General features: G+C 72.3%; 13 protein-coding genes, 1 rRNA gene, 4 pseudogenes and 2 riboswitches (1 of these 20 running past the window's edge). Of the genes and pseudogenes, 14 read left to right on the top strand and 4 right to left on the bottom strand.

Annotation, left to right across the window (positions count from 1 at the left end; translation table 11 throughout):
* Both GQS52_RS02010 and GQS52_RS27265 read left to right on the top strand, forming a co-directional pair.
* A 23S ribosomal RNA gene (locus tag GQS52_RS02010) occupies nt 1-1,514 on the top strand (it extends 1,569 nt beyond the left edge of the window).
* A gap of 692 nt (nt 1,515-2,206) precedes the next feature.
* A complete protein-coding gene (locus GQS52_RS27265; RefSeq protein WP_259370517.1) occupies nt 2,207-2,446 on the top strand; it encodes a hypothetical protein in 240 nt (79 codons plus the stop codon).
* A gap of 367 nt (nt 2,447-2,813) precedes the next feature.
* Here GQS52_RS27265 and GQS52_RS27260 read toward each other — a convergent pair whose 3' ends face one another.
* Nucleotides 2,814-3,416 carry a hypothetical protein gene (locus GQS52_RS27260; RefSeq protein WP_259370516.1) on the bottom strand — a complete coding sequence of 201 codons (603 nt, stop codon included), beginning with the start codon at nt 3,414-3,416 and terminating at the stop codon, nt 2,814-2,816.
* Nucleotides 3,417-3,481: 65 nt separating this feature from the next.
* Here GQS52_RS27260 and GQS52_RS27255 point away from each other — a divergent pair, with 65 nt between their 5' ends.
* Nucleotides 3,482-3,748 (top strand): hypothetical protein, encoded by a 267-nt coding sequence (locus GQS52_RS27255; protein ID WP_259370515.1) that lies wholly within the window; start codon nt 3,482-3,484, stop codon nt 3,746-3,748.
* A 77-nt stretch (nt 3,749-3,825) separates the two neighbouring features.
* On the opposite strand, the gene GQS52_RS26960 is transcribed toward GQS52_RS27255, so the two are convergent.
* Nucleotides 3,826-4,086, bottom strand: a complete 261-nt coding sequence (locus GQS52_RS26960) for a hypothetical protein (RefSeq protein WP_220472727.1) — start codon at nt 4,084-4,086, stop codon at nt 3,826-3,828.
* Between the two features lie 187 nt (nt 4,087-4,273).
* A riboswitch (glycine riboswitch) is annotated at nt 4,274-4,372 on the bottom strand.
* Nucleotides 4,373-4,503: 131 nt separating this feature from the next.
* On the opposite strand from GQS52_RS26960, the gene GQS52_RS02000 reads away from it, so the two are divergent.
* Entirely contained in the window at nt 4,504-4,974 is a 471-nt protein-coding gene (locus GQS52_RS02000; RefSeq protein ID WP_182311381.1) for a PRC-barrel domain-containing protein, read from the top strand.
* A gap of 85 nt (nt 4,975-5,059) precedes the next feature.
* Here GQS52_RS02000 and GQS52_RS27250 read toward each other — a convergent pair.
* Nucleotides 5,060-5,585, bottom strand: a pseudogene (locus GQS52_RS27250) (DNA polymerase IV); the annotation flags it as partial.
* A gap of 58 nt (nt 5,586-5,643) precedes the next feature.
* On the opposite strand from GQS52_RS27250, the pseudogene GQS52_RS01995 reads away from it, so the two are divergent.
* The 9 genes and pseudogenes from GQS52_RS01995 to GQS52_RS27245 form a co-directional block, all read left to right on the top strand.
* Nucleotides 5,644-5,992, top strand: a pseudogene (locus GQS52_RS01995) (DUF881 domain-containing protein); the annotation flags it as partial.
* Nucleotides 5,993-6,086: 94 nt separating this feature from the next.
* On the top strand, nt 6,087-6,419 hold the full coding sequence (locus GQS52_RS01990; protein WP_182311380.1) for a small basic family protein: 333 nt from the start codon (nt 6,087-6,089) through the stop codon (nt 6,417-6,419).
* Nucleotides 6,420-6,649: 230 nt separating this feature from the next.
* Nucleotides 6,650-7,531, top strand: coding sequence for a DUF881 domain-containing protein (locus GQS52_RS01985; protein WP_259371018.1), 882 nt, complete (start codon nt 6,650-6,652; stop codon nt 7,529-7,531).
* A 487-nt stretch (nt 7,532-8,018) separates the two neighbouring features.
* Nucleotides 8,019-8,542, top strand: a pseudogene (locus GQS52_RS01980) (FHA domain-containing protein).
* Nucleotides 8,543-8,559: 17 nt separating this feature from the next.
* On the top strand, nt 8,560-9,300 hold the full coding sequence (locus GQS52_RS01975) for a MerR family transcriptional regulator (RefSeq protein WP_182311379.1): 741 nt from the start codon (nt 8,560-8,562) through the stop codon (nt 9,298-9,300).
* A 164-nt stretch (nt 9,301-9,464) separates the two neighbouring features.
* The gene (locus tag GQS52_RS01970; RefSeq protein WP_182311378.1) at nt 9,465-9,938 is read left to right on the top strand and encodes a bifunctional nuclease family protein; all 474 of its coding nucleotides are present in this window, start codon (nt 9,465-9,467) and stop codon (nt 9,936-9,938) included.
* Nucleotides 9,939-10,073: 135 nt separating this feature from the next.
* The gene (locus GQS52_RS01965) at nt 10,074-10,691 is read left to right on the top strand and encodes a MerR family transcriptional regulator (protein WP_182311377.1); all 618 of its coding nucleotides are present in this window, start codon (nt 10,074-10,076) and stop codon (nt 10,689-10,691) included.
* 64 nt (nt 10,692-10,755) lie between these two features.
* Nucleotides 10,756-12,156 carry a DNA polymerase IV gene (locus GQS52_RS01960; RefSeq protein WP_259370514.1) on the top strand — a complete coding sequence of 467 codons (1,401 nt, stop codon included), beginning with the start codon at nt 10,756-10,758 and terminating at the stop codon, nt 12,154-12,156.
* A pseudogene (locus GQS52_RS27245) lies at nt 12,078-12,284 on the top strand (DNA polymerase IV); the annotation flags it as partial. The gene GQS52_RS01960 and the pseudogene GQS52_RS27245, both read left to right, overlap by 79 nt.
* A gap of 17 nt (nt 12,285-12,301) precedes the next feature.
* Here the strand turns inward: GQS52_RS27245 and GQS52_RS01955 are convergent.
* On the bottom strand, nt 12,302-12,775 hold the full coding sequence (locus tag GQS52_RS01955) for a PRC-barrel domain-containing protein (RefSeq protein ID WP_182311376.1): 474 nt from the start codon (nt 12,773-12,775) through the stop codon (nt 12,302-12,304).
* 133 nt (nt 12,776-12,908) lie between these two features.
* Nucleotides 12,909-13,007, top strand: a riboswitch (glycine riboswitch).
* A gap of 189 nt (nt 13,008-13,196) precedes the next feature.
* On the opposite strand from GQS52_RS01955, the gene gcvP reads away from it, so the two are divergent.
* Nucleotides 13,197-16,100 carry an aminomethyl-transferring glycine dehydrogenase gene (gene gcvP / locus GQS52_RS01950; protein WP_182311375.1) on the top strand — a complete coding sequence of 968 codons (2,904 nt, stop codon included), beginning with the start codon at nt 13,197-13,199 and terminating at the stop codon, nt 16,098-16,100.
* Nucleotides 16,101-16,125 lie beyond the last annotated feature (25 nt).

Here is a 16,125-nt window from a genome sequence, read left to right as displayed (position 1 = left end):
GGAGCCGCCGGCCCGAGGGGGTAGTAGGTGAGCGATGGGTGACGCAGGAAGGTAGTCCAGCCCGGGCGGTGGTTGTCCCGGGGTAAGGTTGTAGCCCGGAGGATAGGCAAATCCGTCCTCCATGCAGGTGAGACCTGATGCCGAGCCGATTGTGGTGAAGTGGATGATCCTATGCTGTCGAGAAAGCCTCTAGCGAGCAGCGAAGCGCCCGTACCCTAAACCGACTCAGGTGGTCAGGTTAGAATACCGAGGCGTTCGGGTGAACCGTGGTTAAGGAACTCGGCAAAATGCCCCCGTAACTTCGGAGAAGGGGGGCCACGGCCGGTGACGGGCTTTGCGCCCTGAGCTGGTGGTGGCCGCAGAGACCAGCGAGAAGCGACTGTTTACTAAAAACACAGGTCCGTGCGAAGCCGTAAGGCGATGTATACGGACTGACGCCTGCCCGGTGCTGGAACGTTAAGGGGACCGGTTAGCTCGTCTTCGGACGGGCGAAGCTGAGAACTTAAGCGCCAGTAAACGGCGGTGGTAACTATAACCATCCTAAGGTAGCGAAATTCCTTGTCGGGTAAGTTCCGACCTGCACGAATGGCGTAACGACTTCTCGACTGTCTCAACCACGGGCCCGGTGAAATTGCACTACGAGTAAAGATGCTCGTTTCGCGCAGCAGGACGGAAAGACCCCGGGACCTTCACTACAGCTTGATATTGGTGTTCGGTTCGGCTTGTGTAGGATAGGTGGGAGCCGGTGAAGCATGCACGCCAGTGCGTGTGGAGGCGTCGTTGAAATACCACTCTGGTCGTGCTGGATGTCTAACCTGGGTCCGTGATCCGGATCAGGGACAGTGTCTGGTGGGTAGTTTAACTGGGGCGGTTGCCTCCTAAAGGGTAACGGAGGCGCCCAAAGGTTCCCTCAGCCTGGTTGGCAATCAGGTGTTGAGTGTAAGTGCACAAGGGAGCTTGACTGTGAGACCGACGGGTCGAGCAGGTACGAAGTAGGGACTAGTGATCCGGCGGTGGCTTGTGGAAGCGCCGTCGCTCAACGGATAAAAGGTACCCCGGGATAACAGGCTGATCTTCCCCAAGAGTCCATATCGACGGGATGGTTTGGCACCTCGATGTCGGCTCGTCGCATCCTGGGGCTGGAGTCGGTCCCAAGGGTTGGGCTGTTCGCCCATTAAAGCGGTACGCGAGCTGGGTTTAGAACGTCGTGAGACAGTTCGGTCCCTATCCGCTGTGCGCGTAGGAGTCTTGAGAAGGGCTGTCCCTAGTACGAGAGGACCGGGACGGACGAACCTCTGGTGTGCCAGTTGTCCTGCCAAGGGCATGGCTGGTTGGCTACGTTCGGGAGGGATAACCGCTGAAAGCATCTAAGCGGGAAGCCTGCTTGCTTCGAGATGAGGGCTCCCACCCCGTGAGGGGGTAAGGCTCCCAGTAGACGACTGGGTTGATAGGCCAGATGTGGAAGCCGGGCAACCGGTGGAGCTGACTGGTACGCTCTCGGTGGGCTCGATCATCAGCGTGCCGGCGACCGGGAACGACATGGTCGGGGCGTGGAAGCCGTAGTCGATCAGCCGCTTGGCCACGTCGTCCACACTGACCCCGGTCGCCTTCGTCAGCGGCCGCAGGTCCACGATGCACTCGTGCGCGACCAGCCGTTCGGACGGTGTAGAGCACCGGGTAGTACGGGGCGAGCCGCTTGGCGACGTAGTTGGCGCCGAGCACCGCCACCTGCGTGGCGCGCCGCAGCCCCTCGCCGCCCATCAGGCGCACGTACGCCCAGGAGATCGGCAGGATGCCGGCCGAGCCCCACGGCGCCGCCGAGACCGGACCCACCCCGGTGGCCGGGCCCGCGGTGGGCTGCAGCGGGTGGTTGGGCAGGTAGGGCGCCAGGTGGGCGCGGACCGCGACCGGGCCCACCCCGGGGCCGCCGCCGCCGTGCGGGATGCAGAAGGTCTTGTGCAGGTTCAGGTGGGAGACGTCCGCGCCGAACCTGCCGGGCCGGGCCAGGCCCACCAGGGCGTTGAGGTTGGCCCCGTCGACGTAGACCTGCCCGCCGGCGTCGTGCACCGCGGCGCACACGTCGGTGATGTGCTCCTCGAACACGCCGTGCGTGGACGGGTAGGTGACCATGAGCACGGCGAGCTCGTCGCGGTGCTTGTCGATCTTGGCGTGCAGGTCCTCGAGGTCGACGTCGCCGTTCTCCCCGGTGGCGACCACGACGACCTTCATGCCGGCCATCACGGCGCTGGCCGCGTTGGTGCCGTGCGCCGAGGAGGGGATGAGGCAGACGGTGCGCTGCTCCTGGCCGTTGGCGCGGTGGAAGGCGCGCACCGCGAGCAGGCCCGCGAACTCGCCCTGGGACCCGGCGTTGGGCTGGATGCTGACCTTGTCGTACCCGGTGACCTCGGCGAGCCGCTCCTCCAGCTCGCGCACCAGGGTCAGGTAGCCCTCCGCCTGCTCGACCGGGCGAAGGGGGCATCTCCCCGAACTGGGCCAGGTGATCGGCTCCATCTCGGTGGTGGCGTTGAGCTTCATCGTGCACGAGCCGAGCGGGATCATGCCGCGGTCCAGCGCGTAGTCGCGGTCCGCCAGGCGCCGCAGGTAGCGCAGCATGGCGGTCTCGGAGCGGTGCTGGTGGAAGACCGGGTGGGTCAGGTAGTCGCTCGTGCGCAGCAGCCGCTCGGGCAGCGCGTCGGGGGTGGCCGCGTCCAGCTCGTCGACGTCGGCCTCGACGCCGAAGGCGCCCCAGACGGCCCGGAGGTGCTCGCGGCCGGTGGTCTCGTCGCAGGCGATGCCGACGGTGTCGTCGTCGGTCAGGCGCAGGTTGACGCCGGCCGCGCGGGCCGCCTCGACGACCTGGGCGGCGTCCGGGCACCCGGGCCGTCACGGTGTCGAAGAACTCCCCGTGCACGACCTGCACGCCGCCCGCCCGCAGACCGGCGGCCAGGACCGCCGCGTACCGGTGGGTGCGGCGGGCCGTGGCGGCCAGGCCCTGCGGGCCGTGGTAGACGGCGTACATGCCCGCCATGACGGCGAGGAGCACCTGGGCGGTGCAGATGTTGCTGGTGGTGCCTTCTCCCGGCGGATGTGCTGCTCGCGGTCTGCAGGGCCAGCCGGTAGGCGCGGGAGCCGTCGGCGTCGACCGAGACGCCGACCAGACGGCCCGGCAGGCTGCGGGCGTACTTGTCGCGCACCGCCATGAACCCGGCGTGCGGGCCGCCGAAGCCCATGGGCACGCCGAAGCGCTGGCTGGAGCCGACGGCGATGTCGGCGCCCAGCTCGCCCGGCGGGGTCAGCAGGGTCAGCGCGAGCAGGTCGGCCGCCATGGTGACGACGGCACCCAGCCCGTGGGCCTGCTCGATCACCGGGGCGAGGTCGCACCGCGCCGCCGGCCCCGGGGTACTGCAGGAGGACACCGAAGACGCCCCGGTCCTCCAGCCCCGCGGGGAGGCCCTCGGAGAGGTCGGCGACCAGCACGTCTATGCCCTGCGGTTCCGCCCGGGTGCGCACCACGGCGACGGTCTGCGGCAGGCAGTCGGCGTCGACGACGAAGAGGCCCTGCGAACCGGCGGGCGCCTTCGTGCGGCACCCCCGGCGGGACAGCGACATCGCCTCCGCCGCGGCGGTGCCCTCGTCCAGCAGGGAGGCGCCGGAGGTGGGCAGGCCGGTCAGGTCGGCGACGACCGTCTGGAAGTTGATAAGCGCCTCGAGGCGGCCCTGGGAGATCTCCGGCTGGTACGGGGTGTAGGCGGTGTACCAGGCCGGTTCTCCATCACGTTGCGCAGATCACCGGCGGGGTGAAGGTGCCGTGGTACCCCAGGCCGATCATCGGCTGGAGGACCTGGTTGCGGTCGGCCAGGGAACGCAGTTCGGCGAGCACCTGCTCCTCGGTGCGCGCCTCGGGCAGGTCCAGGCGGCGGCGCTCTTGATGGCGTCCGGCACGGCGGCGGCGGTGAGCTCGTCGAGGGAGCCGTAGCCGACCTGCGCCAGCATCTTGGCCCGCGCCGCGTCGTCGGGGCCGATGTGGCGCTGCTCGAACGGCGTGCCGCGCTCCAGCTCGCTCAGGGGAATCCGGTTGGCGGTCATCTGCGAAAGGCCTCCTGGTCGTCGCGACCTTCGAGGGGCACCACGGCGCGGGTGCCCGGACGGCCTCCCCCTCTGTCATCTCAACCTGAGAGTTTCACCGGGCCGCCGGGGGCGGTCCGGTTTTCACCGTCGGTGAGGAAGGGTTCCGCAGTACCGCGTCCGACGCCCCCCTGCTTTCCAGAGTGACCTCGCCCGTGCGGTACGGATGCCTGAGAGATTCCGGGGAGGATTTGCTCCTTCGGCGCCCCCGCCGGTGGTCGACGAGGGACTCTCCCGCACAGGGTCAGCAGCCTGATTCGCAGCCTACCAGCGAGGATGCCTCCGCAGCCGTGCCCCGTCCCGCCCTTTCAGGTCGACAGGGAGGGAAAGTGTCTTTTCGTAGGTTCCGTCACACCGCACGCGATCAGTGGAGGAGCCGTGCAGACGGACATCGATCCGCGCAGCCTCATCGGGCGCAAGGCGTACGACCGCAACGGCGCCAGGCTCGGCGTCGTCGACGAGGTCTACCTGGACGACGCCACCGGCGAGCCCGACTGGGCCGCCGTGCGCACGGGACTGTTCAGCCGGGACGTCCTGGTCCCCTCGAGCCCAGCGAACTGGTCGGGAGGAGCTGCGGGTGCCGTTCGAGAAGGCGCTCGTCAAGACGCACCGGACTACGGCGTCGGCCGCCACCTCTCCCCCGAGCAGGAGATGGAGCTCTACCGCCACTACGGCATCGACGTCATGGGGGCCGAGCCCCCCTCCGCGCCGGACCGGGACTTCGGGACCCTGGCCGGGAATCCCCGGACGGCCGGGTCGGAGGCGGCCGGAGCGGGCGCGCCCGCTCCCGAACCGCCCCGGCCCGAGGCCGCCCCGGGCCCGGAGACGCCCCGCAGCGACCACATCTGAGGCCGCGCCGGACCGGCTCACCGCTCCGGCGGCGGCAGCACTCCGGGGCCAGGGGCAGCGGGTCCGCCGGCTCCAGCTCCGCGTCGTCGTCGCGGAAGGTCCTGACGCGGCCGGGCGGCGAGTCCGGCTCCTCGAAGCGCACCGTCACCCTGCCCAGGCCGCTGCCCTGCACCCAGCCGTGCCCGTGCCGGGCGTGCCGCACGTCCCGGCCGGGCCACCAGCGCCCGCCCGCGGAGCGGACCGCGCCGCCGGGGGCGGACGGCGGTGCGGCACCGGCGCCCGGGCCCCCGCCGTCCGAGCCGCCGCCGGACCCGCCGCCGCTCCCACTGCCGGCTCCGCCGCCGCTTCCGGGAGTTCTCCGCTCCCAGCCGCCGCGGGGCCGCCGGGCCCCGCGACCGCAACGGCCGCACCGTCCGCACCGTGCCGCCGTCGGCGCTCCGGGCCGCCGCGGCCTGCGCGAACAGGTCCTCCTGCGTGAAGTCCGCCAGGCCCGCCACCCCCACCCCCAGCAGCCGCACCCCTCCGGTGGTGTCCACCCCCTCCAGCAGCCGCTGCGCCGTCTCCGTGACCACCGCCGGTCGTCCGTCGGCGCCCAGGGTGTCCGAGCGGGTTCGTCGACGACGCCAGGGGCTCCGGGGGCGGGGACGACGGCCCCCGGGGCAGCAGCGCTTCTCCGACTCCGGCCGGGTGCGCGACCGGGACCTGCAGCGGGTGGTCAACGGGCTGTGGGCCTCGGGGCGGAGGCGGTCGCGATCAACGGCCAGCGGCTGACGGCACTGTCGGCGATCAGGGCCGCCGGTGACGCCATACTGGTCGACAACCGCCCGCTGGCGCTCCGTACGAGGTGCTCGCGATCGGTGACGGGCAGCGGCTCGCCGACAGGTTCCGGGACAGCGCGGGCGGGCGGCACCTGCACGTGCTGGAGGAGAACTACGGAGTGCGGGTGAGCACCGCGGCCCGCGCGGAACTCGAACTGCCCGCGGCGCCGAGCCTGAACGTGCGCTCCGCCGAACCGGTGGCTCCCGACGGTGGCGGCGGAAAAGGCGGCGGTGACGGGGCGACGGCGGTTCCGGGGACGCAGGGGACACTGGGGACACAGGGAAGGGCACATCGTGATCGCGGTACTCGGCCTCGTCGTGGGAGTCGTGGTGGGGCTCGTCGTCCGGCCTGTGGTGCCGGACGTGGTGGAGCCGTACCTGCCCATCGCGGTGGTGGCCGCGCTCGACGCGGTCTTCGGCGGCCTGCGGGCGATGCTGGACGGAATCTTCGACGACAAGGTCTTCGTCGTGTCCTTCCTGTCGAACGTCGTGGTCGCCGCGCTGATCGTCTTCCTCGGCGACAAGCTGGGCGTGGGCTCGCAGCTGTCCACCGGGGTGGTCGTGGTGCTCGGAATCCGGATCTTCTCCAATGCCGCGGCCATCCGCCGGCACGTCTTCAGGGCGTGAGGGCGATGGGCGACCGGGACAGGGACGAAGGCAGGAACGAGCAGGAGCGGGCGGTCCCGCAGGAGGGCCCCGGGCGGGCCGGGGAGCCGCCGAGGGGCCCGCAGGGCGGGCGGGGCCCGGCGGCCGGGCGTGTGCAGGGGGGCGGACGTGGGCCGGGTGGCGGCCCCGCTCCCCGGCAGCCCGGCCGGGCGCCGGGGCCCGCGGGAGCGCACCGGGCTCCCCGGGCGGCTCTGCCGCCGGGTGCCGCGGGCCCGCAGGCCCGCCGGGGTCCGGGGCCGCTGCCCCCCGCGAGCCCGGGGCCCGTCCCCGGCCGGCCCGGGGCGCAGGCCGGCGGCCTTGGCGGTCCCGACGGTCCCGGCGGGCCCGGGCGTGGGAGTGCTCCGTCCGGGGTGACCGGCAGGCAGCGCCTGAAGGCCGCGCTGTGGCCGCCCAGGGTGACCAGGGCCCAGCTGATCGTCGCCCTGCTGCTGTTCGTCCTGGGACTCGGGCTGGCCATCCAGGTCCGGTCCACCAGCGACGACAGTGTGCTGCGCGGCGCCCGCCAGGAGGACCTGGTCCGGCTGCTCGACGAGGTCGACGACCGCGCCCGGCGCCTGGAGGACGAGGAGCGGCGCCTGGAGGACCAGCGCACGGAACTGGAGAACAGCTCCGACCAGGCCGAGGAGGCCCGCAGGCAGACCGAGCAGAAGGCCCGGGAGCTCGGCGTGCTGGCGGGGACGGTCGCGGCGCAGGGCCCGGGGATCACTTTGACGATCAACGACCGTGCGGGGACCGTCGAGGCCGATATGCTGCTCAACACGCTGCAGGAGCTGCGGGCGGCAGGGGCGGAGGCGATCCAGATCAACGACGTGCGCGTCGTGGCGGACACCTACTTCTCCGACGACCTCGACTCCGGGGTGAGGATCGACGGGCGTGCGGTGTCCGAGCCGTACCGGTTCGAGGTCATCGGCAATCCGCAGGACCTGGAACCGGCGTTGAACATCCCGGGAGGGGTCGTTCAGAGTCTGGAGAAGGAGCAGGCCGTGGTGTCGGTGCGACGTGCGAACAAGATCGTTGTGGACGCCTTGCGTGCCGCGGAGCAGCCTGACTACGCTCGGTCGTCGACGGAGTGAGGCGCACAGGTGTGAAAGGTGCTCGTCAGGGGCATCGGGTTGCGGGGGGTCGCCGCAGCCGTGGAGCGGTGCGTGGTGGAGACTGTGTGATGACCGGAGCGGTGCTCCGGCAGGCCGGCGTGGCCGATCAAGGCATTGATGAGGGTGTGTCCTGCCCCACGGGCGGGTCTGTGTCGTTCAAGGGGAATCGCCCGTGAAGTTGTTTGGAAAGCTGTTCGGCAAGAGTGCTCGCCAGGAGTCCGACGGTGCGTCAGGCCGTCACCGGGCCCAGGAGGGTGAGGGGGAGAGCAAGCCGCTGTTCCGTGACGAGAGGGTTACTCCGAGCGGTGACACTCCGGGGTCTCCCGGCGCGGTTTCCGTTGACCCTGCCGGTGCCGGGCGCATAGGTTCCGAGGAATCATCAACCTCGAGTACCGGTGGAGAGTTCGGCTCCACCGCGTATGCGTCCAACGCTCCCGCGGGCGAGCCGCGGCAGGAGGCCGAGTCCATGCCGGTGTGTACCAGGTGCGGTCACCGCAACGCGGAGGCCAGCCGCTTCTGCTCCAACTGCGGCGCGCCGCTGCGCGCCGGAGCCCCGGCGGAGCGGGCCTCGGAGACGACGTCCACCATCTCGATCTCCGGGCTGGAGGCGTACGAGGCCGACGTACAGGGGCAGACGGTGCCGGCCCTGTCCCCGGAGGCGCAGGCCGCCGTGGACGCGCTCCCGGCCGGTTCGGCCCTGCTGGTGGTGCGCCGGGGCCCCAACTCGGGAAGCCGCTTCCTCCTGGACAGCGACCTGACGACGGCGGGCCGCCACCCGGAGAGCGACATCTTCCTCGACGACGTGACGGTGTCCCGCCGCCATGTGGAGTTCCGGCGCGAGCGGGCGGTTTCACGGTGAGCGACGTCGGCAGCCTCAACGGCACGTACGTCAACCGGGAGCGGATCGACTCCACGGCGCTCGCCAACGGCGACGAGGTCCAGATCGGCAAGTACCGGCTGGTCTTCTACGCGAGCCAGCGGGGCGTCTGACCCGTCAGGGAAGGTCCATGCTTCGTACACCGTCGGGCGGTGCCGGCAACGGCACCGCCGCCGCGGACGGAAGTCTGCTGAGCATCGGCGCAGTGCTCAACCTGCTGCGCGACGAGTTCCCCGAGGTCACCGTCTCCAAGATCCGCTTCCTGGAGACGGAGGGCCTCGTGGAGCCCCGGCGCACTCCGTCCGGTTACCGCAAGTTCAGCCAGAAGGACCTGGAGCGCCTCGGATACGTGCTGCGGATGCAGCGCGACCACTACATGCCGTTGAAGGTCATCCGCGAGCACCTGGACGCCCTGGACCGCGGCGAGCCGGTGCGTCTGCCCGCTCCCGCCCCCGGCGAGCCGCAGGAGCCGGCGGGCGAGGAGTGCCCGCAGGCCGGAGCGGTCTACCGGGTCGGGCGCGAGGAGCTGCTCGCCGCGGTCGGGGTCGGCGAGGCGGAGCTGGAGGAGTGGGAGTCCTACGGCCTGTTCGGGCCGGGGCCGGACGGCCGCTACGACTCCGACGTGGTCAAGGTGGCCCAGTTGGTCGCCGAGCTCGGCCGGTTCGGCATCGGGCCCAGGCACCTGCGGGCCGTGAAGGCCGCCGCGGACCGGGAGGTCGGCCTGGTGGAGCAGGTGGTGGCGCCGCTGCGCCGCCACCGGAACCCGCAGACCCGGGCCCACGCGGAGGCCACGGCCCGCGAGATCGCAGCCCTGTCGACGCGGCTGCACGCGGCGCTGGTGCGGGCCGGACTGCGGATGCGGACGGCCTGACGGCCCTCCTGCGGTACCGGGTTCCGGCGGCCCGCCGCAGGGTCTGCCCGAGGGCCGTACGGCGGCCGTGCGGGCCTTCCGGGGTCGCCCGCAGGGGTCGCCCGCAGGCGCGGACGGCGGGGCTCGACTACCCAAACCCCACGGGCACGGCCTAGGGTTGCTGTGTGAACGAGCTCGACGTCGTGGGTGTCCGGGTCGAAATGCCTTCCAACCAGCCGATCGTGCTGCTGCGAGAAGTCGGTGGCGACCGGTACCTCCCCATCTGGATCGGTCCGGGGGAGGCGACCGCCATCGCGTTCGCACAGCAGGGGATGACGCCTGCGCGCCCCCTCACGCACGACCTCTTCAAGGATGTCCTCGAGGCCGTGGGCCAAGAGCTCACCCAGGTCCGGATCACGGATCTGCGGGAGGGCGTCTTCTACGCCGAGCTGGTCTTCGCCAGCGGGGTGGAGGTCAGTGCCCGTCCGTCCGACGCGATAGCACTGGCGCTGCGCACCGGTACGCCGATCTTCGGCAGCGAGGAGGTCCTCGACGACGCCGGGATCGCCATCCCGGACGAGCAGGAGGACGAGGTCGAGAAGTTCCGGGAGTTCCTGGACCAGATCTCGCCCGAGGACTTCGGGACGAGCAACCAGTAATCCGTTCCACGCGTCGAGTCACGGTAAACCACTCTTGGGGGTGGTATCACTCGGCGTGGTGAGCGTGGCGATCGTTGACGCACCCCCCGTGACTGCCTACCGTCGAGGAGCAAGGTCGGACGGACGGAGGTCGGCGTGAGAAGTACCGGCGACGGTATGGCCGCGAGCGGCCCCCCACCGGTCCGCAGTGTCGCGGACCGCTGCACGCCCCGGCCCCCCGCCGGCAACGAGGACCGGCGGACGGCCTGCGGGCACGACCGCGCCGCGGTCGGCTACCGCGGACCGGCCGCCTGCGCGGCCGCGGGAATCACCTACCGCCAGTTGGACTACTGGGCGCGTACGGGGCTGGTCGAGCCGAGCGTGCGCCCCGAGCGCGGCGCCGGCGCCCACCGCCTCTACAGCTTCCAGGACGTTCTGGTCCTGAAGATCGTCAAGCGGCTGCTGGACACCGGCGTCTCCCTGCAGAACATCCGCACCGCCGTGCGGCACCTGCGCGACAGCGAACCGCCGGACCTGGCCCGGATGACCCTGATGTGCGACGGCGCCACGGTGTACGAGTGCTCCTCGCCGGACCAGGTCGTCGACCTGCTCCAGGGCGGCCAGGGCGTCTTCGGCATCGCAGTCGGGGTGGTGTGGCGGGACGTGGAGAACGCACTGGCCCAGTTGCACGGCGAGCAGGTGGACACCGGCGAGACGCTGGTCGGTTTCCACCCGGGCGACGAACTGGCCAGGCGGCGCAACCGCGCGGTCTGACCGGGGAGCGTTCCCCTGGCCGCCCTGCGCGGCGGTTGTCGGTGCGATGCGGCAGCATCGGCGTGTGAGAAGTGTGCCGACCATCCTGCACCTGGACATGGACGCGTTCTACGCGGCCGTCGAGCAGGCGTCCAAACCCAGTCTGCGCGGCAGGCCGGTGATCGTGGGCGGGATCGGTCCGCGGGGGGTCGTGGCCACGGCCTCCTACGAGGCGCGCCGGTTCGGCGTGCACTCGGCGATGGCGACGGCGCAGGCCAGGAGGCTGTGTCCCAACGCGGCGTACCTGGCGCCCCGGTTCGACCTGTACCGGCGGGTGAGCGAGACGGTGATGGGGCGGCTGCGGGAGCTGTCCCCCCTGGTGGAGCCGTTGAGCCTGGACGAGGCGTTCGTGGACCTGGAAGCGGGCGGGGAGGGCTCCCGGCTCGCGGGGCTGGAGCCGGCCGAGGTGGTCGAGGCGGTGCGCGGGATCGGCCGGGAGCTGCGGCGCGACATCCGGCTGGCCACGGGGCTGGCGGCCTCGGTGGGCGTCGCCGGGTCCAAGATGCTCGCCAAGATCGCCTCGGAGCGGGCCAAGCCCGACGGGCTCGTGGTCATCGAGCCGGGCACCGAGCGGGCGCTGCTCGGCCCGCTGACGGTCCGTACCCTGCCCGGGGTCGGGCCGGCGACCGCCGAACACCTGCGCAGGGCCGGCATCGCGACGGTCGCCGAGGTCGAGGAGGCCGGGGAGGCCGAACTGGTCCGCCTCCTCGGCAGGGCCCACGGCGCCTCGCTGTTCGCCATGGCCACCGGGCGCGACGACCGCCCCGTGGTGGCCGAACGGGACGCGAAGTCGGTCTCGGCCGAGGACACCTTCGAAGTCGACCTCACCGACCGGGCGCAGGTCCGGGCCGAGGTCTCCCGGCTCGCCGAGCGGTGCGTGCGGCGCCTGCGCGACGCGGGGCGGTCCGGCCGCACGGTGGTGCTCAAGGTGCGCCGGTACGACTTCTCCACCCTGACCCGCTCGGACACCCTGCGGGCGCCGACGGACGACCCGGCGGTGGTCACGGAGACGGCGCAGCGGCTGCTGGAGGGGGTGGACACCACCGGAGGGGTGCGGCTGCTGGGGGTGGGGGTGGCGGGCCTGGCGGACTTCACGCAGGAGGACCTGTTCGCGCAGGCCGCGGCGGCCCGGAGCGCCGACGGCGGCACCGGTGCGGACGGTGCGGCCGTTGCGGTCGCGGGGCCCGGCGGCCCCGCGGCGGCTGGGAGCGGAGAACTCCCGGAAGCGGCGGCGGAGCCGGCAGTGGGAGCGGCGGCGGGTCCGGCGGCGGCTCGGACGGCGGGGGCCCGGGCGCCGGTGCCGCACCGCCGTCCGCCCCCGGCGGCGCGGTCCGCTCCGCGGGCGGGCGCTGGTGGCCCGGCCGGGACGTGCGGCACGCCCGGCACGGGCACGGCTGGGTGCAGGGCAGCGGCCTGGGCAGGGTGACGGTGCGCTTCGAGGAGCCGGACTCGCCGCCCGGCCGCGTCAGGACCTTCCGCGACGACGACGCGGAGCTGGAGCCGGCGGACCCGCTGCCCCTGGCCCCCGGAGTGCTGCCGCCGCCGGAGCGGTGAGCCGGTCCGGCGCGGCCTCAGATGTGGTCGCTGCGGGGCGTCTCCGGGCCCGGGGCGGCCTCGGGCCGGGGCGGTTCGGGAGCGGGCGCGCCCGCTCCGGCCGCCTCCGACCCGGCCGTCCGGGGATTCCCGGCCAGGGTCCCGAAGTCCCGGTCCGGCGCGGAGGGGGGCTCGGCCCCCATGACGTCGATGCCGTAGTGGCGGTAGAGCTCCATCTCCTGCTCGGGGGAGAGGTGGCGGCCGACGCCGTAGTCCGGTGCGCTCTTGACGAGCGCCTTCTCGAACGGCACCCGCAGCTCCTCCCCGACCAGTTCGCTGGGCTCGAGGGGGACCAGGACGTCCCGGCTGAACAGTCCCGTGCGCACGGCGGCCCAGTCGGGCTCGCCGGTGGCGTCGTCCAGGTAGACCTCGTCGACGACGCCGAGCCTGGCGCCGTTGCGGTCGTACGCCTTGCGCCCGATGAGGCTGCGCGGATCGATGTCCGTCTGCACGGCTCCTCCAGCTGATCGCGTGCGGTGTGACGGAACCTACGAAAAGACACTTTTCCCTCCCTGTCGACCTGAAAGGGCGGGACGGGGCACGGCTGCGGAGGCATCCTCGCTGGTAGGCTGCGAATCAGGCTGCTGACCCTGTGCGGGAGAGTCCCTCGTCGACCACCGGCGGGGGCGCCGAAGGAGCAAATCCTCCCCGGAATCTCTCAGGCATCCGTACCGCACGGGCGAGGTCACTCTGGAAAGCAGGGCGGGCGTCGGACGCGGTACTGCCGGAACCCTTCCTCACCGACGGTGAAAACCGGACCGCCCCCGGCGGCCCGGTGAAACTCTCAGGTTGAGATGACAGAGGGGGAGGCCGTCCGGGCACCCGCGCCGTGGTGCCCCTCGAAGGTCGCGACGACCAGGAGGCCTTTCGCAGATGACCGCCAACCGGATTCCCCTGAGCGAGCTGGAGCGCGGCACGCCGTTCGAGCAGCGCCACATCGGCCCCGACGACGCGGCGCGGGCCAAGATGCTGGCGCAGGTCGGCTACGGCTCCCTCGACGAGCTCACCGCCGCCGCCGTGCCGGACGCCATCAAGAGCGCCGCCGCCCTGGACCTGCCCGAGGCGCGCACCGAGGAGCAGGTGCTCGCCGAACTGCGTTCCCTGGCCGACCGCAACCAGGTCCTCCAGCCGATGATCGGCCTGGGGTACCACGGCACCTTCACCCCGCCGGTGATCCTGCGCAACGTGATGGAGAACCCGGCCTGGTACACCGCCTACACCCCGTACCAGCCGGAGATCTCCCAGGGCCGCCTCGAGGCGCTTATCAACTTCCAGACGGTCGTCGCCGACCTGACCGGCCTGCCCACCTCCGGCGCCTCCCTGCTGGACGAGGGCACCGCCGCGGCGGAGGCGATGTCGCTGTCCCGCCGGGTGTGCCGCACGAAGGCGCCCGCCGGTTCGCAGGGCCTCTTCGTCGTCGACGCCGACTGCCTGCCGCAGACCGTCGCCGTGGTGCGCACCCGGGCGGAACCGCAGGGCATAGACGTGCTGGTCGCCGACCTCTCCGAGGGCCTCCCCGCGGGGCTGGAGGACCGGGGCGTCTTCGGTGTCCTCCTGCAGTACCCCGGGGCCGGCGGCGCGGTGCGCGACCTCGCCCCGGTGATCGAGCAGGCCCACGGGCTGGGTGCCGTCGTCACCATGGCGGCCGACCTGCTCGCGCTGACCCTGCTGACCCCGCCGGGCGAGCTGGGCGCCGACATCGCCGTCGGCTCCAGCCAGCGCTTCGGCGTGCCCATGGGCTTCGGCGGCCCGCACGCCGGGTTCATGGCGGTGCGCGACAAGTACGCCCGCAGCCTGCCGGGCCGTCTGGTCGGCGTCTCGGTCGACGCCGACGGCTCCCGCGCCTACCGGCTGGCCCTGCAGACCCGCGAGCAGCACATCCGCCGGGAGAAGGCCACCAGCAACATCTGCACCGCCCAGGTGCTCCTCGCCGTCATGGCGGGCATGTACGCCGTCTACCACGGCCCGCAGGGCCTGGCCGCCACGGCCCGCCGCACCCACCGGTACGCGGCGGTCCTGGCCGCCGGTCTGCGGGCGGGCGGCGTGCAGGTCGTGCACGGGGAGTTCTTCGACACCGTGACGGCCCGGGTGCCCGGACGCGCCGCCCAGGTCGTCGAGGCGGCCCGCGCGGCCGGCGTCAACCTGCGCCTGACCGACGACGACACCGTCGGCATCGCCTGCGACGAGACCACCGGCCGCGAGCACCTCCGGGCCGTCTGGGGCGCCTTCGGCGTCGAGGCCGACGTCGACGAGCTGGACGCGGCCACCCCCGACGCGCTGCCCGAGCGGCTGCTGCGCACGAGCGACTACCTGACCCACCCGGTCTTCCACCAGCACCGCTCCGAGACCGCCATGCTGCGCTACCTGCGGCGCCTGGCGGACCGCGACTACGCGCTGGACCGCGGCATGATCCCGCTCGGCTCGTGCACGATGAAGCTCAACGCCACCACCGAGATGGAGCCGATCACCTGGCCCCAGTTCGGGGAGATGCACCCCTTCGCCCCGGTCGAGCAGGCGGAGGGCTACCTGACCCTGGTGCGCGAGCTGGAGGAGCGGCTCGCCGAGGTCACCGGGTACGACAAGGTCAGCATCCAGCCCAACGCCGGGTCCCAGGGCGAGTTCGCGGGCCTGCTCGCGGTGCGCGCCTTCCACCGCGCCAACGGCCAGGAGCAGCGCACCGTCTGCCTCATCCCCTCCTCGGCGCACGGCACCAACGCGGCCAGCGCCGTGATGGCCGGCATGAAGGTCGTCGTGGTCGCCACCGGGGAGAACGGCGACGTCGACCTCGAGGACCTGCACGCCAAGATCGACAAGCACCGCGACGAGCTCGCCGTGCTCATGGTCACCTACCCGTCCACGCACGGCGTGTTCGAGGAGCACATCACCGACGTGTGCGCCGCGGTGCACGACGCCGGCGGGCAGGTCTACGTCGACGGGGCCAACCTCAACGCCCTGGTGGGCCTGGCCCGGCCCGGCAGGTTCGGCGCGGACGTCTCCCACCTGAACCTGCACAAGACCTTCTGCATCCCGCACGGCGGCGGCGGCCCCGGGGTGGGCCCGGTCGCGGTCCGCGCCCACCTGGCGCCCTACCTGCCCAACCACCCGCTGCAGCCCACCGCGGGCCCGGCCACCGGGGTGGGTCCGGTCTCGGCGGCGCCGTGGGGCTCGGCCGGCATCCTGCCGATCTCCTGGGCGTACGTGCGCCTGATGGGCGGCGAGGGGCTGCGGCGCGCCACGCAGGTGGCGGTGCTCGGCGCCAACTACGTCGCCAAGCGGCTCGCCCCGTACTACCCGGTGCTCTACACCGGTCCGAACGGGCTGGTCGCGCACGAGTGCATCGTGGACCTGCGGCCGCTGACGAAGGCGACCGGGGTCAGTGTGGACGACGTGGCCAAGCGGCTGATCGACTACGGCTTCCACGCCCCGACCATGTCGTTCCCGGTCGCCGGCACGCTGATGATCGAGCCCACCGAGAGCGAGGACCTCGCGGAGCTGGACCGCTTCTGCGAGGCGATGATCGCCATCCGCGCGGAGATCGACCGGGTCGCCTCGGGGGAGTGGACCGCCGAGGACAACCCGCTGCGCAACGCCCCGCACACCGCCGCGACGATCGGCGCGGCCGAGTGGGACCACCCCTACTCCCGCGAGGAGGCGGTCTTCCCGGCGGGCGTCACGCCGGCGGACAAGTACTGGCCCCCGGTGCGCCGCATCGACGGCGCCTACGGCGACCGCAACCTGGTCTGCTCCTGCCCCCCGATGGAGGAGTACGACTCCTGACACCGGCGGCACCCCCGTCCCGGCC

Source organism: Streptomyces sp. SCUT-3 (assembly GCF_014083985.1).
Taxonomy (GTDB): domain Bacteria; phylum Actinomycetota; class Actinomycetes; order Streptomycetales; family Streptomycetaceae; genus Streptomyces_H; species Streptomyces_H thermolineatus.
Note: the sequence above shows the minus strand (reverse complement) of the source record. Positions and strands in the feature narration are given on the sequence as shown.

Excerpts from the sequence above, each read along its gene's own strand:
- GQS52_RS27255 (WP_259370515.1), top strand. The coding sequence starts at position 3,482 with ATGCCCTGCGGTTCCGCCCGGGTGCGCACCACGGCGACGGTCTGCGGC.
- GQS52_RS26960 (WP_220472727.1), bottom strand. The coding sequence starts at position 4,086 with ATGACCGCCAACCGGATTCCCCTGAGCGAGCTGGAGCGCGGCACGCCG.
- GQS52_RS01975 (WP_182311379.1), top strand. The coding sequence starts at position 8,560 with ATGCTTCGTACACCGTCGGGCGGTGCCGGCAACGGCACCGCCGCCGCG.
- gcvP (WP_182311375.1), top strand. The coding sequence starts at position 13,197 with ATGACCGCCAACCGGATTCCCCTGAGCGAGCTGGAGCGCGGCACGCCG.